The organism is Polaromonas sp. P5_D5 (assembly GCF_054049435.1).
Genome location: NZ_JBFUMJ010000001.1, coordinates 691,010 through 709,386, shown reverse-complemented (window position 1 = coordinate 709,386; position 18,377 = coordinate 691,010). Strand labels below are relative to the sequence as shown.

The 18,377-nt window shown below is 64.1% G+C and carries 12 protein-coding genes and 1 pseudogene; 9 read left to right on the top strand and 4 right to left on the bottom strand.

Translation table 11 applies throughout. The features are described from left to right. Positions 1 to 29 precede the first annotated feature (29 nt). From ACXJKE_RS03560 to ACXJKE_RS03540, 5 genes are all read left to right on the top strand, one after another. Complete coding sequence (locus ACXJKE_RS03560; protein ID WP_457279189.1) at positions 30 to 3,263, top strand: efflux RND transporter permease subunit; 3,234 nt, start codon at positions 30 to 32, stop codon at positions 3,261 to 3,263. A 30-nt stretch (positions 3,264 to 3,293) separates the two neighbouring features. Further along, positions 3,294 to 4,703 (top strand): efflux transporter outer membrane subunit, encoded by a 1,410-nt coding sequence (locus ACXJKE_RS03555; protein ID WP_457279188.1) that lies wholly within the window; start codon positions 3,294 to 3,296, stop codon positions 4,701 to 4,703. Positions 4,704 to 5,223: 520 nt separating this feature from the next. Beyond that, the gene (locus ACXJKE_RS03550; RefSeq protein WP_457279187.1) at positions 5,224 to 6,480 is read left to right on the top strand and encodes a methyltransferase; all 1,257 of its coding nucleotides are present in this window, start codon (positions 5,224 to 5,226) and stop codon (positions 6,478 to 6,480) included. A gap of 19 nt (positions 6,481 to 6,499) precedes the next feature. Continuing rightward, the gene (locus tag ACXJKE_RS03545; RefSeq protein WP_457279186.1) at positions 6,500 to 7,519 is read left to right on the top strand and encodes a tRNA dihydrouridine synthase; all 1,020 of its coding nucleotides are present in this window, start codon (positions 6,500 to 6,502) and stop codon (positions 7,517 to 7,519) included. 122 nt (positions 7,520 to 7,641) lie between these two features. Then, the gene (locus ACXJKE_RS03540) at positions 7,642 to 8,106 is read left to right on the top strand and encodes an RcnB family protein (RefSeq protein WP_457279185.1); all 465 of its coding nucleotides are present in this window, start codon (positions 7,642 to 7,644) and stop codon (positions 8,104 to 8,106) included. 97 nt (positions 8,107 to 8,203) lie between these two features. On the opposite strand, the pseudogene ACXJKE_RS03535 reads toward ACXJKE_RS03540, so the two are convergent. Continuing rightward, positions 8,204 to 8,935 (bottom strand): annotated as a pseudogene (locus tag ACXJKE_RS03535) (GNAT family N-acetyltransferase); the annotation flags it as partial. Positions 8,936 to 9,063: 128 nt separating this feature from the next. On the opposite strand from ACXJKE_RS03535, the gene pdxR reads away from it, so the two are divergent. Together pdxR and ACXJKE_RS03525 are read left to right on the top strand one after the other, a co-directional pair. Continuing rightward, complete coding sequence (gene pdxR / locus ACXJKE_RS03530) at positions 9,064 to 10,557, top strand: MocR-like pyridoxine biosynthesis transcription factor PdxR (RefSeq protein ID WP_457279184.1); 1,494 nt, start codon at positions 9,064 to 9,066, stop codon at positions 10,555 to 10,557. Between the two features lie 20 nt (positions 10,558 to 10,577). Continuing rightward, positions 10,578 to 11,438, top strand: a complete 861-nt coding sequence (locus ACXJKE_RS03525; RefSeq protein WP_457279183.1) for a PA4780 family RIO1-like protein kinase — start codon at positions 10,578 to 10,580, stop codon at positions 11,436 to 11,438. Between the two features lie 20 nt (positions 11,439 to 11,458). Here the strand turns inward: ACXJKE_RS03525 and ACXJKE_RS03520 are convergent, their stop codons facing one another. Continuing rightward, entirely contained in the window at positions 11,459 to 12,661 is a 1,203-nt protein-coding gene (locus ACXJKE_RS03520; protein ID WP_457279182.1) for a multidrug effflux MFS transporter, read from the bottom strand. Between the two features lie 296 nt (positions 12,662 to 12,957). Between ACXJKE_RS03520 and ACXJKE_RS03515 the strand changes: the two genes are divergently transcribed. Next, the gene (locus ACXJKE_RS03515; RefSeq protein WP_457279181.1) at positions 12,958 to 15,387 is read left to right on the top strand and encodes a cellulase family glycosylhydrolase; all 2,430 of its coding nucleotides are present in this window, start codon (positions 12,958 to 12,960) and stop codon (positions 15,385 to 15,387) included. A 24-nt stretch (positions 15,388 to 15,411) separates the two neighbouring features. On the opposite strand, the gene ACXJKE_RS03510 is transcribed toward ACXJKE_RS03515, so the two are convergent. Then, complete coding sequence (locus ACXJKE_RS03510) at positions 15,412 to 16,371, bottom strand: tripartite tricarboxylate transporter substrate binding protein (protein ID WP_457279180.1); 960 nt, start codon at positions 16,369 to 16,371, stop codon at positions 15,412 to 15,414. A gap of 49 nt (positions 16,372 to 16,420) precedes the next feature. Next, positions 16,421 to 17,647 carry an acetylornithine deacetylase gene (gene argE, locus ACXJKE_RS03505; protein ID WP_457279179.1) on the bottom strand — a complete coding sequence of 409 codons (1,227 nt, stop codon included), beginning with the start codon at positions 17,645 to 17,647 and terminating at the stop codon, positions 16,421 to 16,423. Between the two features lie 180 nt (positions 17,648 to 17,827). On the opposite strand from argE, the gene ACXJKE_RS03500 reads away from it, so the two are divergent. Continuing rightward, on the top strand, positions 17,828 to 18,337 hold the full coding sequence (locus ACXJKE_RS03500) for a DUF1993 domain-containing protein (protein ID WP_457279178.1): 510 nt from the start codon (positions 17,828 to 17,830) through the stop codon (positions 18,335 to 18,337). Positions 18,338 to 18,377: the final 40 nt, after the last annotated feature.

Sequence of the window (18,377 nt, the reverse complement as noted above, 5' to 3'; positions counted from 1 at the left end):
GCTCCTTCACCTGAACCAGAAGAATTGCCATGAATCTTTCCAAATTTTTTATTGACCGGCCGATCTTTGCCGGCGTGCTGTCGCTGCTGATGTTCATTGCCGGACTGATCGCGCTGCGCTCGCTGCCGATCGCCGAATACCCGGACGTTGTGCCGCCCACGGTAGTGGTGCGCGCCAACTACCCCGGCGCCAACCCCAAGGTGATCGCCGAGACCGTCGCCACGCCGCTGGAAGAAGCCATCAACGGCGTCGACGGCATGCTCTACATGAGCAGCCAGGCCACGACCGACGGCCTGATGACGCTGAACGTCACCTTCAAGCTCGGCACTGACCCCGACAAGGCGCAGCAGCTCGTGCAAAACCGTGTCTCGCAAGCCGAGCCGCGCCTGCCCGAAGAAGTGCGCCGCCTGGGCATTACCACGATCAAGAGCTCACCCGACCTCACGATGGTGGTGCACTTGCTGTCACCCAACGACCGCTACGACATGACCTACCTGCGCAACTACGCGGTGCTCAATGTCAAGGACCGCCTGGCGCGCATCAACGGCGTGGGCCAGGTGCAGCTGTTCGGTTCGGGCGACTATTCGATGCGCGTCTGGCTTGACCCGCAAAAAGTGGCTGAGCGTGGTTTGTCCGCTGGCGACGTGGTGCGCGCCATCCGCGAGCAGAACATCCAGGCCGCCGCCGGCGTCGTGGGCGCATCCCCCGGCCTGCCCGGCGTGGATATGCAACTGTCCATCAATGCCCAGGGCCGCTTGCAAAGCGAAGAAGAGTTCGGCGACATCATCGTCAAGACCGACAAGGGCGGCGCCGTGACGCGCCTGCGTGACATCTCCCGCCTGGAGCTTGGTGCTTCGGATTACGCCCTGCGTTCGCTGCTGGACAACAAGCAGGCTGTGGCCGTGCCGGTGTTCGCCGCGCCGGGCTCCAACGCCATCCAGATCTCCGACGATGTGCAGGCCGTGATGAAGGACCTGAAAAAGAGCATGCCTGAAGGCGTGGACTACGAAATCGTCTACGACACCACGCAGTTTGTGCGCTCGTCCATCGAGGCCGTGGTGCATACGCTGCTCGAAGCCGTGGCCCTGGTGGTGCTGGTCGTGATCATCTTCCTGCAGACATGGCGCGCTTCCATCATTCCGCTGCTGGCCGTGCCTATTTCCGTCATCGGCACGTTTGCGGTGATGCACCTGTTCGGTTTTTCGATCAACGCGCTCAGCCTCTTCGGGTTGGTACTGGCCATCGGCATTGTGGTGGACGACGCCATCGTGGTGGTGGAGAACGTCGAACGCAACATCGAGGCGGGCTTGAGTCCGCGCGACGCCACCTACCGCGCCATGCGGGAGGTGTCCGGGCCCATCATCGCGATTGCCCTGGTGCTGATCGCCGTGTTTGTGCCACTGGCTTTCATCACCGGCCTCTCGGGCCAGTTCTACAAGCAGTTCGCACTGACCATCGCGATCTCGACCGTGATCTCGGCCGTCAATTCGCTGACCCTTTCGCCTGCGCTGGCGGCCATGCTGCTCAAGAGCCACGACGCACCGAAAGACGCGCTGACCCGCGGCATGGACAAGGTGTTCGGCCGCTTCTTCGCAGGCTTTAACCGCCTGTTCAGCCGCGGTTCCGAAAACTACAGCCGCGGTGTCAAGGGTGCGATTTCGCGCAAGGCCATCATGCTGGGTGTCTACCTGGTGCTGGTGCTCGCCACGGCAGGCCTCTTCAAGGCAGTGCCCAGCGGTTTTGTGCCCGGGCAGGACAAGCAGTACCTGATCGGTTTTGCCCAGTTGCCCGACGGCGCCACGCTGGACCGCACCGAAGACGTGATCCGCAAGATCAGCGACATCGCCATGAAACAACCCGGCGTGGAACACGCGATTGCTTTCCCTGGCCTGTCGATCAACGGCTTCACCAACAGCTCCAACTCGGGCATCGTGTTTCTCTCGCTCAAGCCGTTTGACCAGCGCACCACCGCCGACCTGAGTGCAGGCGCCATCGCCGGCCAGCTCAATGGAAAATTCGGCGGTATCCAGGAGGCGTTCATTGCGATGTTCCCGCCGCCGCCCGTGCAGGGCCTGGGCACCACCGGCGGCTTCAAGCTGCAGCTGGAAGACCGCGGCTCGCTCGGTTATGCCGCGCTGGACGCCGCCACCAAGGCCTTCATGGCCAAGGCGTACCAGACACCTGAGCTGGCGGGCATGTTCTCAAGCTTCCAGGTCAATGTGCCGCAGCTGTATGCCGACATCGACCGCACCAAGGCGCGCCAGCTCGGCGTGCCGGTGACTGACGTGTTCGACACCATGCAGATTTACCTGGGCAGCCTGTACGCCAATGACTTCAACAAGTTCGGCCGCACATATTCCGTGCGGGTGCAGGCTGATGCACCTTACCGCGCCCGCGCTGAAGACATCGGCCTCTTGAAGGTGCGATCGGCCACCGGCGAAATGGTGCCGCTGTCGGCACTGATGAAAGTCACGCCCAGCTTCGGCCCCGAACGCGCCATGCGCTACAACGGCTTCCTGTCGGCCGACATCAACGGCGGCGCCGCGCCCGGTTATTCGTCGGGCCAGGCGCAGGATGCGGTCGCCCGCATCGCGGCTGAAACCCTGCCACCCGGCATCAGCTACGAGTGGACGGACCTCACGTACCAGGAAATCATCGCCGGCAATTCGGCCATGTGGGTGTTCCCGCTGGCGCTGCTGCTGGTCTTCCTGGTGCTCGCTGCGCAGTACGAAAGCCTGACGTTGCCGATCGCCATCGTGCTGATCGTTCCCATGGGCCTGCTGGCCGCCATGCTGGGCGTGAAGCTGACCGGCGGCGACAACAACATCTTCACGCAGATCGGCTTGATCGTGCTGGTGGGGTTGTCGGCGAAGAACGCGATTTTGATCGTGGAGTTTGCGCGCGAGCTGGAGTTTGCCGGGCGCACGCCGCTGCAGGCCGCGATTGAAGCGAGCCGCCTGCGTTTGCGCCCCATCCTGATGACCTCGCTGGCGTTCATCATGGGCGTGCTGCCCCTGGTGTTGTCCTCCGGTGCCGGTGCCGAAATGCGCCACGCCATGGGTGTGGCGGTGTTCTCGGGAATGATTGGTGTGACGGCTTTCGGTCTCTTCCTCACGCCGGTTTTCTACGTCACGCTGCGCCGCCTCACGGGCAACCGTCCGCTCAAGCTGCATGGCGAAGTGCCGCACGTCGAGGCCTTCGCGGGCAGTGGTGGTGCAGGTGCGCACGCGCAGCCGGCAGCGCCCCTCAAGCTTCACGAATAACAACAAGCATCAAAGGTACAGGAGTTCATCATGAACCACACAACGTCCAAACTGCGCACCGCGCTGCTGCCTTTGCTGGCCGCCCTGGTGCTGGCCGGCTGCGCCACCAGCGCGTCGGTTGACCCGGCGAGCATTCCGGCTGCGCCTTCCGCCTACAAGGAAAACGCTGCCGCCGTCGCGGCGGCGCCTGCAGCAACCGCTCCGCAATCACAAGGCACCTGGTGGAAGGCGTTCGCCGACCCGGTGCTCGACCTGCTGGTCGAGCAGGCCGGCGCCAACAACAACAGCGTCAAGGTGGCCGCGGGCCGGCTGGCCCAGGCGCGCGCCATCCTGCGCAACACCGATGCCGACCGCCTGCCGCAAGTGGGCTTGAGCGGGGGCGCCGTGCGCCAGAGCAACATCACCACCAACCGCGTCGCGCAGACCACGGTCACAGCCGCCGCCAACTTTTCGTATGAAGTCGATTTGATCGGCAAGCTGTCGCTCAACTCGGACGCCGCATCGCTGGACGCGAAATCGCGCGAGGCCTTGCTGCGCAGCACCCAGCTGCTGGTGCAGGCCGATGTGGCGCAGACCTACCTCAACCTGCGCGCGCTCGACACCGAGCGCACGCTGGTGCGCGACACGCTGCAGGCTTACCGCAACACGCTGCGCCTGACGGAAGTGCGCTTCAAGGAGGGCGATGTGGCCGAGCTGGACGTAGCCCGCGTGCGCACCGAGGTCGCCTCAACCGAGTCTGATGCACTGGCACTCGACCAGCGCCGCGCCGTGCTGGAGCATGCCCTGGCTGTGCTGGTCGGTGAGGTAGCGTCGAACTTTGCCGTCGCGCCTGCTGAATGGTCGACGGCCTTGCCGGTGATACCGGCCGGCGTGCCCAGCACCGTGCTGGAGCGCAGGCCCGATGTGTCTGCCGCGCAAAGCACCATGCAGGCCGCGCAGGCTCGCGTTGGTGTCGCCCAGGCTGCGTGGTTCCCGACCTTTTCGCTGACAGGCAACGCCGGTTATGCCGCGCCCGAGATCAAGGACCTGTTCAAGGTCTCGACCCAGGCATGGGGCGTGGGCGCGTTGCTCTCGCTGCCGATCTTTGACGGCGGACGCCGCAAGGCCGGCGTGCAGAACGCGAATGCCGAACTTGACATCGCCCTGGCCAATTACCGTGAACAGATCCTCGTCGCCTTCAAGGACGTGGAAGACCAGCTCTCGGCCCTGCGCCTTTTGGCCGAGCAGTCGGAAGCGCAATCGCGTTCCGTCGCTTCGGCCACACGCGCCACGGTGCTGTCGGATTCACGCTACCGCAATGGTTTTGTCAGCCAGCTCGAACTGCTGGACGCGCAGCGCAGCGAACTGCGCAACCGCCGCCAGGCGCTGCAGGTCAAGACCGCGCAGTACCTGGCAACGGTGGGGCTGATTCGGGCGCTGGGTGGCGGTTGGACAGTTTGAACACCCCTGCTGAGGCTCACTTCGTGTAGCCTCCTCTCCCCTTGCAGGGGACAGGCGCCTTGGGGCCGGCAAAGCCGGACCCCGGCCCCTGCTGGTGAAGATTGGTACACCCCCTTTTGAGGCTCTTCCCTTGCAGGGGACGGCGCCTGCGGCCTGGCGAAGCCAGTTCCGCGGCTCCTGCTGGTGAGGAGGGGAGCGCCCTCTGTCTGTCGTTGCTATCTAATTCATAGCTGCTGGCGCCCGTCCCTATTTGGCTTGAGGCCTAAATCGTTCTTGAAAATGGCCTGAAAAGTGCTCTGGAAGCCTTTTTTGGAGCCTGTTGAGCGCCCAAAACAGCCTGGAGACCCTCAAAAAGCCGTTTTTTCAGGATCGAAAGTGCCTGAGAGGCAATCAGGATGTGCGCGAGCAGCTATTAAATTGATAGTGATTAGGTAGCGCTTGCAGCCGCTGGGGGCGGCCATCTGTTAAAACACTTGGCTTTCCTCTTTGTTCTTCTTTGTGTCTGCCCCTGATGCCCCTGATGCCCCTGATACCCGTTTCACCTGCCGCTCCCGTTGCTTCTTCTGCTGAGCCCGCCACCATCCACTGGACGGAGGGCGGCGAAGCGCGTTCTGCGCGCTGGCGTTCCGAGCGCGGTGCGCCGCCGCCCAAGCGCGTGGTGATCGCTGACGACACCCTCGCGGCTGACGCGGCTTACCGCCTGGCGTGTGAAGGCACGGGCCTGCTCTGGCGCGGCGACTTCCAGAATGCCCGGCTGCTGTTGCAGGCGCTGGCGCGCCGCGTCGACAAACCGGCCAAACCCAAGCGAGAGAAACGCGTGAAAGACCAGAAGGCCGGGGAAGCCAGCACCCAGGCTTCAGCAGCCGCACCGGTTTTTCCGGAAGCCTTTCACCTGCACCGTCAGTCCCAGGCGCAGCGCGCCCGTGTGCTGGGCATGGTGCTGATTCCGTTTGACGCGGACTACAGCATCCCCTTGCGCCGCGCACCGGATGCAAAAAAAGCCTGCGCCGAAGCCTGGGGACCATCCAGGGATGGCGCAGTGCCCTCCGTCGCATCGCTGCGCGAGCTGATGGGTTTCATCAGCTCGCACGAATGGCGCCGCAAGGGCGTGCCCATTCCCGCGCTGGGTGAAGACGGGCCGCACAACCGCATCCATCCGCACTACGGCGTTTTCTCGCCGGTGCGCGGTGAATACATCGACCTGGTGGCCCAGGCACCCGTGCCTGAAGGTACCGATGACCTGACCGGTTTTGACATCGGCACCGGCACCGGCGTGCTGGCCGCCGTGCTGGCGCTGCGCAGCGGCATCCAGCGCGTGGTGGCCACCGACCAGGACCCGCGTGCGCTGGCTTGTGCGCGCGACAACCTCAAGCGCCTGGGCTTTCCGCAAGTCGAGGTACGCGAGGCCAACCTGTTCCCCGAAGGCAAGGCGCACATCATCGTCTGCAACCCGCCGTGGTTGCCGGCGCGCCCCGGCTCGCCGCTGGAGCATGCGGTGTATGACGAAGACAGCCGCATGCTGCTGGGTTTCCTCAACGGCCTGGCGGCGCACCTGGAGCCCAAAGGCGAGGGCTGGCTGATCCTGTCGGATATTGCCGAGCACCTGGGCCTGCGCACGCGCGCCTGGCTGCTGGCGGCGATCGATGCAGCGGGCCTCAAGGTGGTGGACCGCCTGGACGCGCAGCCGCATCACCCCAAGGCCTCCGACGCCAGCGATGCGCTGCATGCAGCGCGCGCGGCAGAAGTCACGTCCTTGTGGCGATTGGCCGCCAAATAGAAACCAGAAGCTGGCTGGGATGAGTACTGAACCACGCGCTACCGTCCTGCTGGCCCCGATGGAAGGGCTGCTGGATTTTGTACTGCGCGACATCCTCACGCGGGTCGGCGGCATCGACCGCTGCGTCTCTGAATTCATCCGCATCACCGACCAGCTGTTGCCCGAGCGTGTGTTCTATCGCATCGTGCCCGAGCTGCACCACGGCGGCCGCACGCTGGCCGGTGTGCCGGTGCGTGCGCAGCTGCTGGGCTCCGACCCGGGCTGCATGGCCGAGAATGCCGCGCGGCTCGCAAGCCTTGGTCCGGCAGGCATTGACCTGAACTTTGGCTGCCCGGCCGCGGTGGTCAATCGCCACGGCGGAGGTGCATCGCTGCTGCGTGAGCCCGAAACCCTGACGGCCGTTGTCGGCGCGGTTCGCCGGGCGGTGCCGGCCGGCATGCCCGTCTCGGCCAAGATGCGGCTGGGCTACGAAGACGATGCGCGTGCCGTGGAATGCGCGCTCGCCATCGAAGCCGGTGGCGCCGGCGAACTGGTGGTGCACGCCCGCACCAAAGCCCAGGCCTACAAGCCGCCCGCCTACTGGGAGCGCATCGCCGACATCCGCGCAGCAGTCAGGATTCCGGTGGTGGCCAACGGCGAGATATGGACAGTGGAAGATGCGCGGCGCTGCCGTGAAGCTTCGGGTTGCGATGTGCTGATGATCGGCCGCGGCGCGGTGCGCGACCCGGGTCTGGGGCTGGCGATCAAGGCCGACATGGCCGGTGAGCACCATGCCGCCGTGAGCTGGCCCACGCTGCTGCCGCTGATCGCCGAGTTCTGGCACATCGTCTGCTCACGGCTTGAGACACGCGCGAGGGCAGGGCGCCTCAAGCAGTGGCTGAATTTTTTGCGGCGGCGTTTTCCTGAAGCGGAAGTGGCTTACCAGGCGATCAAGACGGTGAATGATCCGATGCTGGTTGATGAATGGCTGGCTCAGCTGCTGCAACTTGGCGAGAGTGACAAGCCTTCCGCGCGCTTGCCTTTGCCCGTACTGGCTTGAAAGGCCAAGACCTGAGTTCGGCACAGATTGCAACCGGGCTTTACACAAACACTCCCGCGGCTTTGCTGCGCCGACACTTCGCCGGAACACCATGAGGGCTCTTCCATCCAAAGGAGTCGATCATGAAATCAAAAGCCATTGTGTGTGCCATCGCCGCAGCGTCGCTGGGCTTTGCCTCGCTCTCGTTTGCGCAAGGCTACGAAGGGCGCGGCCAGCGCGGTGAGTCGCCTCGTGTTGAGCAGCGCGGGTCTGTCGGTCCCGGTTACAGTCGCGACGATGGTCCCGGCTATGGTCCCGGTCATGGTCGTGCAGACGCCCGTGCAGACGATCGTGGCGGGCGCGGTTTTGACCATCGTGACGATCGCCGTTACGCCCGCAATGACCGCCACTTCGATGGTCACAGCCCGCAGTTCTACCGTGGTGGCCGCATCCCGAATGAGTACCGCGGCCGTCAGTATGTGGTGAATGACTGGCGCGGGCATCGCCTCCATGCGCCGCCGCGTGGCCAGCAGTGGGTGCAGGTGGGTGCGGACTATGCACTCATCGCCATCGCCACCGGTGTCATCGCGCAACTGGTGCTGAACTGAACTTTCGGTACGGCGCCGGGAAATACATACCCGGCGCCGTCCTGGAGTTCGCGGCGAAAAGAAACCCCCTTGTGTGGTGCTGCCGTCAGGCTGCCATCGCAGCGGGGGCTTTGTGCATCAGGCGGCTGCGAATGTCAGTGAGCGCCAGAACCTGCGCACCCTGCGCATCAAAATTACCCGGCGAAAGCCAGCTGTCGAAGGCTTTCTTCAAGAGCGGCCATTCACCGTCAATGATGGAAAACCAGGCGGTGTCGCGCGTCCTGTTCTTGTAGACGAGGAGCTGCCGGAAAACGCCTTCGAAGCTGAAACCGAGCCTGGCGGCCGCGCTGCGCGACGGCGCGTTGAGGCTGTCGCATTTCCACTCGTAGCGGCGGTAACCGAGCGTTTCGAAGACCAGCTTCATCAGCAGGTACTGGGCTTCGGTGGAGGCGCGGCTGCGCTGCAGCAGCGGCGAGAAGATCACGTGCCCGACCTCAATGACGCCGTTGGCGGTGTCCATGCGCATCAGCGACAGCGTCCCGACCGCGCGCTGGGTGCCGGCGTCCACGACCGTGTAATGCAAAGGGTCGGCGCTGGCTGCGTTGCGTTCGAGGTAGGCATCGAAATCGCTGCGCGCGGTAAATGGCTCGGGGGCCAAGTAGGTCCAGGCCCGGCCGTCGGGTGCGGCGGCGTAGGCGGTGAACAGGTCGTCGCCATGGCGCCTGGCGTCCAGCGGCTCGAGGCGGCAATACCGGCCTTCGAGTGTGATGCGTGGCGGCCTTTGCCTTGCTGTCCAGCCCTGCATGGCTTCGCCAATGGGTTGCCCGTAGGCGTTTGTGCGTGTGGTCATCGATGCTCCTGTGAGTTTGATCGCCTAGGTTAAGATCTTTGTGGCTCTTCATAAAGTGCCATAAAGTGGTTATTTCGTGGTGCCACGATCTGCGACCAAATTCTTTGCCGTTCAACAACCCTTGCGCGATGCCCTCCACCCAGTCCGCTAACAAGTCCGCTCCAAAGCACTCCGCCCCGCAGGGTTTCCTGGAAGCCCCGCTGGACAGGTCCGACGCCGAGCCTTTGCAGCGCCAGCTTTACCGCAGGCTCAAGGAGGCCATCCTCAAGGGCCAGCTGGCTGCGGGCAGCCGCCTGCCCGGTTCGCGCGCATTGGCGCAAACCCTGTCGGTCTCGCGCAATACCGTGGCGATTGCCTACGAACACCTGGTTTCCGAAGGCTATGTCCGCGCCGACCGGCAGGGAAGCACCGTGGCGGCTGTGTTGCGCCCGGCCACGCAGCAGGCGCAGCCCGAGGCCACCGCGCCATCCCGTGTGGCACTGCGCCTGTCCCGCATTCGCTCGGGCCCCGCACGGCTCGACACCAGCACCGCCCTGCGACCCGGCGTGCCGGCCCTTTCCCACTTTCCGCTGGCCGTCTGGCGCAGCACGCTGGACCGCGCGGTGCGTGAGGCCTTGCCGGCGGCGCTGCATTACGGCGACCCTTTCGGTCAGGCTGAACTGCGCACCGCCATTGCGCGCCACCTGGCAATCACGCGCGGCGTGCATTGCGAGCCGGCGCAGGTCATCGTGACGGAAGGCGCGCAGGAGGCGCTTATGCTGTGCGTGCGCCTGCTGACCAACCCGGGCGACACGGCCTGGGTGGAAGACCCGGGCTACCGCGGCGCCAAGGCAGCGATGCATGCGGGTGACCTGCGCATCGTGCCCAAGCGCATGGATGGCGAAGGCCTGCACATCGGCGCGGCGGATTGGCGCTCACGCACGCCACGGCTGATTTACACGACGCCTTCGCACCAGTACCCGATTGGCGTGGTGATGTCGGTGGCACGCCGCCTGGCCTTGATGTCTGCCGCGCGCACGCACGGCGCCTGGATCATTGAAGACGACTACGACAGCGAATTCCGGCATACCGGCGAACCCATAGGCGCCATGCAGGGCCTGGTGGCCGATGCGCCTGTGCTCTACGTCGGCACGTTTTCCAAAACCATGTTCCCCTCGTTGCGCCTGGGTTTCGTGGTCATGCCAAAGCCACTGCTGGCTTCAGCGCAGGACGCCTTGCGCGAGATGCTTCGCGGCGGCCACAGCCATGAGCAGCTTGCCATGGCCGGCTTCATCGAATCCGGGCAGTTTGTGCGGCACCTGGGCCGGATGCGAAGGCTGTACCGTGAGCGCCAGCATGCCCTGCGGGAAGCACTGACACGGCACCTGCGCGTTCCGCACGTCATTGAAGGCGGGCAGGGCGGCCTGCACCTGGCTGTCCGCCTGCCGCGGGATTTTGCGGACGCTCGCATTGCGGAAGCTGCCCGGCGGTACGGGATGGCGCCCATGCCGCTTTCCTCGTTTGCCATGGCGCCGGCGCCTGAAGACAACGGCCTTGTGCTGGGCTACGGGAACACCGCGACGGAGCTGCTGGACCCTCTCGTCAAACGCCTGTCGCAGCTGGTGCTGGCGGCAGGAGGATGAGCCCGGCGCACAATGGCACCATGAAAACACCCAAGAGGCTGCAGTCGCTGCTCGAAGAAGGCCTGATCGATACCGTGGTACGGCAACTGATGAGCGGCAAGGAGGCCATGGTGTACGTGGTGCGCTGCGGCGACGAAACACGCTGCGCCAAGGTCTACAAGGACGCCACCGAGCGCAGCTTTCGCCAGGCGGTGGACTACACCGAAAACCGCAAGGTCAAGAACACCCGGCAGGCGCGCGCCATGGCCAAGGGCACGCGTTTCGGCCGGCAGGCCACCGAGGCGGCCTGGCAAAGCGCCGAGGTCGATGCGTTGTACCGGCTGGCTGCTGCCGGTGTGCGTGTACCCAAGCCGCACAACTTTTGCGATGGCGTGCTGCTGATGGAGCTGGTGACCGACGAGCACGGTGATGCCGCACCGCGCCTGAACGACGTGGAGTTCACGCCCGAAGATGCCCGCCAGCACCACGCCACGCTGCTCACGGAAGTGGTGCGCATGCTGTGCGCCGGTGTTGTGCACGGCGATTTGTCGGAATTCAACATCTTGCTCGGTGTGACGGACGGCCAGCCCGGCCCGGTCATCATCGACCTGCCGCAGGCGGTGGACGCTGCCGGCAACAACCACGCGGGCCGCATGCTGCTGCGCGACGTGGCCAACCTGCGCGGCTTCTTCGGCCGCTTTGCGCCGGAGCTGCTGCAAACCGACTACGGCAGCGAGATCTGGGACCTGTACCAGCGCGGCGTGCTGCAGCCCGAGACGGTGCTGACGGGCCGCTTTGCCCACAAGACCGGGCCGGTCAACCTCGGCGCCGTGATGGGTGAGATCGACGATGCGCGTGCTGAAGAGTCAGCGCGGCGGCTGCGCATGCAACAAGCCCGTTAGGTGCGTCTTTTCGCGAGGCGCTAGTGCGCCGGCGCAGTGGCAGCGCGCTTGCCGCCCAGCGTCACGCGTGCCGTGACATACGCCAGCAAGGCGCATCCGGCGATGCCGGCCACCATGGGGCGGGCGCTGCCGTCTACAAACACGCCCACCACCGCCATCACCACCGCGCCGGTGACAAACTGCAAGGTGCCCATGAGGGCCGAGGCCGTGCCGGCTATGGCGCCGTGTTCTTCCAGTGCCAGTACGGCGGTGGTTGGAACCACCAAGCCCAGAAATCCATAGCCCACCAGCATCAGCGCGATCATCACGTCCAGCCTTTCGATGCCCACCAGGTTCAGCACCAGCAGCAGGGCCATCACGGCGGCATAACCCGTCACGGCCACTTTCACGATGGGCACAAGCCCGAAACGCGCAGCCAGCTTGCCGGTGAACTGCGAAACCCCGATGAAGGAGGCTGCGTTGACTGCAAAGGCGATGCTGTACTGGCGCGGTGTCAGGCCGTAGTGGTTGATCAGCACAAAGGACGAGTTGGCAAGGTAGGCAAAAAAGCTCGAGATGCCGAAAGCGCCGATGAACACCAGGCCCATGAAATGGCGGTCGCGCAGCAGCACGCCGTAGGCGGTCAATGCGCTGCCAAAGCTGCTGTGCACGCGTTGTTCGGGCGGTCGCGTTTCCGGCAGAGTGAAGGCCACCAGCACCAACCCTGCAGCGGCGGCCACGGTGACGGCCCAGAACACGCTGCGCCAGCCGAAGGCCTCAATGAGGAAGCTGCCGGCCAGCGGCGCCAGGATGGGCGAGACGCTGAAGACCAACATCAGCAGGGACATGAGGCGCGCGGCGTCGTGGCCGGTATGCAGGTCCCGCACCACCGCGCGCGGCACCACCATGCCGGCGCAGGCGCCCAGGCCCTGGATGAAGCGCAGCACCACCAGCGTCTGGATGTCAGGCGCCAGCGCGCAGCCGATGCTGCCGGCGGCAAACAGCAGCAGGCCGAAGTACAGCGGCGGCTTGCGGCCCACCATGTCGGAGACCGGGCCGTAGATGATTTGCCCAATGCCGAGGGAGATGAAAAACGCCATCAGGCTGGCTTGCACCGCGCCCATGGAGGCGCCCAGGCTGTGCCCGATGGAGGGCAGCGCGGGAAGGTACATGTCGATGGCGAAAGGGCCGATGGCGGACAGCAAACCCAGCACCAGGGCTGCCCGGAAGAAACTTTTTGTCATGAATGAAATGAAGTCAAGCCGCTTTGTGTATCAGTAACAAGGTGGAAGGCCTTGCACCCAAACGGCACTGTTAAAACCGCCATTGGAAACGCACCAGGGCGGGGCGCAATGACGGTCAAGAATTTATCTGCGGCTATTGTCGCTGACCTCGCTGTCTCTTGCTTGCACTGCGCCGGTAACCTGTCAGGCCTGACAGGGGCCCAAATGTAAGCGGGACGCTGTGTTGATTCAAACTGTAATGAAGCCGCAATACGGGGTTTAACCTGAGGTCTTTGGACGAACAGGAGCGCACCCCGATGCATAGACGTGAATTTTCGCAGGCCGCCGTGGCGGCTGGCGCGGTGGCCGCCTTTGGGCCTTTCATGATGGCCCGGCTTGCCCAGGCCGCAGCGCCTCTTGCTGCGGCCGGCTCGCCAGCGATGGGGACCAATCTCTCCGGCATGGAATGGGCAAAAACCGGCTTGCGGCGCAACACGAGTTCTGCAACCAACATCCATTTCACCGTGCCGCGCAAGGCCGACGTGGATTATCTCGCCGCCTGCGGCTTCACCAAAAACAGGCTGCCCATTCAATGGGAGCTGCTGCAGCCCATGCTGCATGACACAGTGGCCAACGCTGCGGCCAAAGCGGCGATCGGCAATCCGGGTGTTTTCCACGCTGCGTATGAAGCCTATATCACCGGTGTGCTGGATGCCCATGCGGCGGCGGGTATGAAGTGCATCATCGACAACCATAACTACGGGCGCTACCAGGATTTCAAATTTCAGGCCGACGGATCCGTACTTGGCCTGACGGTGCCGTCCGACCCGCTGCTGCGGCCCTACACCACCGATGCAAGCCAGGTGCAGGTAAGGATTTTTTCGTTGACCGCAGGCGCCACACTCAAGCAGTCCCAGTTTGCGGATTTCTGGGCGCGTGCCGCCACGAAGTGGAAGAACCACCCGGGCTTCGGCGGCTATGGCCTCATGAACGAACCGCACGATTTGCCCAAGCCGGGTGGCCTTATCGCCTCGGATGAAGAAACCGTGAAGGGCGGTGAAGACCTGGCGATCATGGCGGCGTATTCACAAGCCGCCATCAATGCGATCCGGGCCATAGATCCCGTCAACCCCATTTATGTGGGCGGCAACCAGTACAGCGCGGCCATATCGCTGGGCACCAAGAACCCGGGCTTCCCGGTCACAGGCGCCAACCTCGTGTATGAAGTCCACGTCTACCTTGATGCCTTCGGCAACGGTGCCTCTTTCGATTACGACACGGAAGTCGCCAAGAACTACAGCGCGGGTTTTGGTGTCGGCCCTATCAAGGCTTCCACGGGCATGGACCGCTTGAAGATTGCGGCCGACTGGGTACAGGCCCGGGGCGCGAAGCTGGCGCTCACCGAGATCGGCATGCCGATTGACGACACGCGGTGGCAAACCATGTTTGCCCAGGCCGTCAACTATGCGCGCCAGGTCAACTGCGAGGTCTATAGCTGGATGGGGGGCAACCACTGGCCCATCCACAACTACGCCATCAATCATGTGCCGGGCTGGCACCAGAACCGCACGCTCGAGCCGCTGGTCTCGGGGCCGATGAAGGCTGCGGTGGGTATTGTGCAGGCCACCGTGTACGACGACGGTCCTGGCTATTCACCTGCCGGTGCACCGCTGACGTTTACGGTGTATGCCCGCGGCAATCTGGCGCAACCCGTGACGCTGATGGTGGCCTCCAACAACGGAGGCACGTTGAGCAAGTCCAGCCTTGTCATTCCTGCGGGCGCCAACGGCCAGGACACCTTTACCTTCACGCCGGCAGCCAATCGGGTGGCTACGCTGACCTATACCAGCGGCGGCCAGCTGTCGGGCCAGGTGCCGCCGCCGCGCAAGGTGTTCTCGCTGACCGATCCGGTGGCCTACGCTGCCACCAGCCTGGCCGATGCCGCGCTGGCCATCATCGCGAAATACAACGCCTGCAAATGGGACATGACCCACGGCTACACCGACTACCTGCTGGGTGCGCCCGCCGCGGCCGGGCAGGCGGTGCGCGCGGTGTCGGATTCGGGTTACGGCTCCAGCCCCGGCAATGCCATGGAGATGATCAACTGGATCAACAGGGACGGCCCCAACATGGGCACGATGGCGCCGCCGGTGATGCGCGTCAACGCCGGCGGAAAAAAGTATTCGGACCACAGTGTTTACGACACGGCGGGCTTCTGGTGCAAAAAATCAGTGCCGATGGCCGGCATCCAGCCCAATCCGAAAAACCGCGTGCCCTACAACATTGAAGATCCCCATTTCGCCATTGCCGCGGTAAGTGTTCCGGGGCCCACCAATACCGGCGTTGTTTTCCAGGCCTCAAAGACCGAGACGCTTTACACCTCGGACCTGGGTTTTACCAACAGCCAGCCGTATGCCAAATGGGTGGACTCAGCGGGGCAGACCGTGCAGCTGACCAGCGCCACGAAACTCACTGCGGGTGTGCCTGCCGTGATGGCGCTCACCTCTGCACCCGGTGCGCAGAGGCTGCGTATCAATTCGGTGCAGGCGGGCACCGCCAGTGCCACGCTGGCGCCGGGTGTGTGCAGCCAGATGCTGATCGGCTGGGGTTATCTCAGCTACTACCCGCGCGGCAGTTTCAGGGGACACATTTACGCCGTCATCGCGGGCAAGGGCGCCCCCACCGTGGCCGAGCTGGCCGTGCTGGAAAAATACCTGGCCTCCGTGGCCGGCGTCACGCTGGCATAGGCCAGCGGTGAAGTATTGCCGGCGCTATTCGACCTTGGCGCCCGATGCCTTCACGACCTCGGCCATGCGCTTGTAGTCCACTGCCAGCAGTTTGGCAAAGTCGGCGTTGCTCAACGCCAGGGGTTCGATGCCCTGCTTGTCCAGGCGCTCAAGGATGACGGGGTCCTTGAGCAGTTTGGCGATGGCCGCGTTGACACGGTTGACGTCGGCTGCAGGTGTACCGGCAGGGCCCAGCAGGCCAAACCACGAGTCAAACTGGTAGCCCGGCAAGCCGCTTTCGGCAATGGTAGGGACTTCAGGCAGGTATCTGGAACGCTTGGGTGATGTCACACCGATCAGCCGGATGCGGCTGTCTTTGGCGAAAGCCAGCGCGCCTATGCTGGCGGCAATCACGGCCTGTGCGCGGCCCGAGATCACTTCATTGATGGCTTCGCCCGTGGCTTTGAGCGGCACATGCACCACGTCGATGCCAGCCAGGCCGTTGAAATACGCCATGGAAAGATGCGTGGCGCTGCCAACGCCTGCCGTCGCGTAGTTCATCTTGCCCGGGTTGGCCTTGGCGTAGCGGATGTATTCGGCCGCGGTTTTGGCGGGCACCTCGGGGTGGATCATCAGCACGTAGTCGGCCGTGCCGATATGCGCCATGGGCGTAAAGTCTTTTTGCGGGTCGTAGGCGAGTTTGGTGTAGAGCGTACCGGCGATGTTGTGGCTGGCGGCCGCCAGCACCATCGCACCGCTGTCGGGCGGGGACTTGGCGACATAACCTGTGCCCACGGTGCCGCCCGCGCCTGGACGGTTTTCCACAATCACGGTTTGGCCCAGTGCAAGGCCGAGCTCGGTGGAGATGGACCGGGCCAGGATGTCCTGCACGCCGCCCGGTGCAAAAGGCACCACGATGCGCGCGATTTTGGGGTTGGCCTGCGCCAGTGCGCTGCCTGCGGTCAGTGCCAGGCTGGTGCCCAGGAAATCTCTGCGTTGCATCATGTGTTCTTTCGGGTGAGGTAGGGGGTGCAGTGGTCAGTTCAGGACGGGCTCACGACGGATTTATGCAGAGCTCGTCGGCCAGGCGGCGCATGAAGCGCTCGCACCAGGCCAGTTGCTCCAGCGTGACCCATTCGTTCGGCTGGTGTGCCTGCGCGATATGGCCGGGGCCGCACACGATGGTCGGCACACCGGCCTGGTGGAACAACGCAGCTTCCGTGCCAAAGGAAACCTTGCCGGCGCCCGAGTTGGCATCCACATCCGCGCACCTGAAGCACAACTGGGCGATTTCGCTGTCGGCTTCCGTCGCAAAACCGGGCAGCACCGAATTGAGTTTGTGGGTGATGCCGGTGTCAGCCGCCACCGCCTGCATGGCCGGCACCAGGCTGTCGGCAAAAGCTCTGGCTTCGTTGAACAGTGCATCGGGCGAATTCATGTGATGGTGGCGGATCTCCCAGGTCACATCGCAGTCGCGCGGGATGATGTTGAGCGCGGTGCCGCCGGCAATCACCCCGGTGTGGATGGTGGTGTGGGGCACGTCGTAAACCGGATCGAAGGGGCCTTCCTTGACCAGTCGCCTGTGCATGGTCTTGAGGTGGGCCACAAATTCGCAGGCGATCTCTACCGCGTTCACGCCTAGCGGTGTGAGCGATGAATGCGCCTCAAAGCCGCGCACCGAGGTTTTGTAGGCATGCTTGCCCTTGTGCGCAATCACCACCTGCATGCCGGTGGGTTCGCCCACGATGCAGCCCGCAGGCTTGTAACCCTGCTCCACCATGTCTGCAATCAGGCGGCGCACGCCGATGCAGCCGACTTCCTCGTCATAGCTGAAGGCCAGGTGAACCGGGCGCTTGAGTTTGCGCTTGAGCAGTTCGGGCACCATCATGAGCGCGGTGGCGCCATAGCTTTTCATGTCGGTCACGCCGCGGCCGTAGAGCTTGCCGCCAATAATTTGCGCTGCGAACGGGTCGGTGTCCCAGGGCTGGCCGTCCACCGGCACCACGTCGGTATGGCCCGACAGCACGATACCGCCCACTTTGGTTTCGCCGTTTTCGGCGGGCAGGGTGGCCCACAGGTTGGCCTTCTTGCCGCTGTCGTCATAAGTGCGCCGGCATTCAATGCCCAGTGCCTCAAGCCGTGCCTGCGTCCAGTCAAGAAGGGGCAGGTTGCTGTCGCGCGAGACGGACGCGAAGGACACCCATTTTTCAATGATTGGCAGGGCGGCGAGGTCGGTGGCCTGCACGGCCTGGCGGGCGGCGGCGGGGAGAGGGGCGTTCATGGTGGGGCCTTTTGGGGAGGGCGGAAATTGGTATGACAGCATACTATTTTGCGAAGGGCTTCGCCGTCCCCGCAGGCCATTGCCGGGCTGCAAAGCGTTCCCGCCGCAATCCGGCGAGAATGCAGGGCGCCGCGCGCAGGGCGCGGCAGGCTATCTCCATTCCTTTACCGAAAGCTTTTCATGACCAGCAGCATCTACACCACGTCCATCCCCGTTTTCAAGCAGATGCTGGGTGGCCTCAAGGGCGTCCTGGCCAAGGCCGAAGCCCACGTTTCCGCCAAAAACATCGACCCGAATGCGCTGCTGCAGGCCCGCCTCTTCCCCGACATGTTCCCCTTGCTGCGCCAGGTGCAAGTGGCCAGCGATTTCGCCAAGAGCGTGTCGGCCCGGCTGGCCGGTGTGGAAGTGCCGAAGATCGAAGACAAGGAAACGACGTTTGCCGAACTGCAGGCGCGTATTGACACCATCCTCGCCTTCGTCGAAGGCCTGGACGTGGCGAAATTTGATGGGGCCGCCACGCGGGAGATCGTCACGCAAGCCGGCACGCCCAAGGAAAAGCGCTTTACCGGCCAGTCCTATTTGCTGAATTACGGCCTGCCGCATTTCTTTTTTCACACCACCACGGCATACGCCATCCTGCGCCACAACGGCGTGGAAGTCGGCAAAAAAGATTACATCGGCTCGTATTGAGCCCATCGCCCGCACCCGGGATGGGTGCCTGCTGCCGGGC

What these genes read in the sequence shown, in the direction of transcription:
- argE (WP_457279179.1), bottom strand. Translation starts at nt 17,647, where the DNA reads ATGAACGCCCCTCTCCCCGCCGCCGCCCGCCAGGCCGTGCAGGCCACC.
- ACXJKE_RS03515 (WP_457279181.1), top strand. Translation starts at nt 12,958, where the DNA reads ATGCATAGACGTGAATTTTCGCAGGCCGCCGTGGCGGCTGGCGCGGTG.
- ACXJKE_RS03525 (WP_457279183.1), top strand. Translation starts at nt 10,578, where the DNA reads ATGAAAACACCCAAGAGGCTGCAGTCGCTGCTCGAAGAAGGCCTGATC.
- ACXJKE_RS03500 (WP_457279178.1), top strand. Translation starts at nt 17,828, where the DNA reads ATGACCAGCAGCATCTACACCACGTCCATCCCCGTTTTCAAGCAGATG.
- ACXJKE_RS03520 (WP_457279182.1), bottom strand. Translation starts at nt 12,661, where the DNA reads ATGACAAAAAGTTTCTTCCGGGCAGCCCTGGTGCTGGGTTTGCTGTCC.
- ACXJKE_RS03560 (WP_457279189.1), top strand. Translation starts at nt 30, where the DNA reads ATGAATCTTTCCAAATTTTTTATTGACCGGCCGATCTTTGCCGGCGTG.
- ACXJKE_RS03550 (WP_457279187.1), top strand. Translation starts at nt 5,224, where the DNA reads ATGCCCCTGATACCCGTTTCACCTGCCGCTCCCGTTGCTTCTTCTGCT.
- ACXJKE_RS03555 (WP_457279188.1), top strand. Translation starts at nt 3,294, where the DNA reads ATGAACCACACAACGTCCAAACTGCGCACCGCGCTGCTGCCTTTGCTG.
- ACXJKE_RS03545 (WP_457279186.1), top strand. Translation starts at nt 6,500, where the DNA reads ATGAGTACTGAACCACGCGCTACCGTCCTGCTGGCCCCGATGGAAGGG.
- pdxR (WP_457279184.1), top strand. Translation starts at nt 9,064, where the DNA reads ATGCCCTCCACCCAGTCCGCTAACAAGTCCGCTCCAAAGCACTCCGCC.
- ACXJKE_RS03510 (WP_457279180.1), bottom strand. Translation starts at nt 16,371, where the DNA reads ATGATGCAACGCAGAGATTTCCTGGGCACCAGCCTGGCACTGACCGCA.
- ACXJKE_RS03540 (WP_457279185.1), top strand. Translation starts at nt 7,642, where the DNA reads ATGAAATCAAAAGCCATTGTGTGTGCCATCGCCGCAGCGTCGCTGGGC.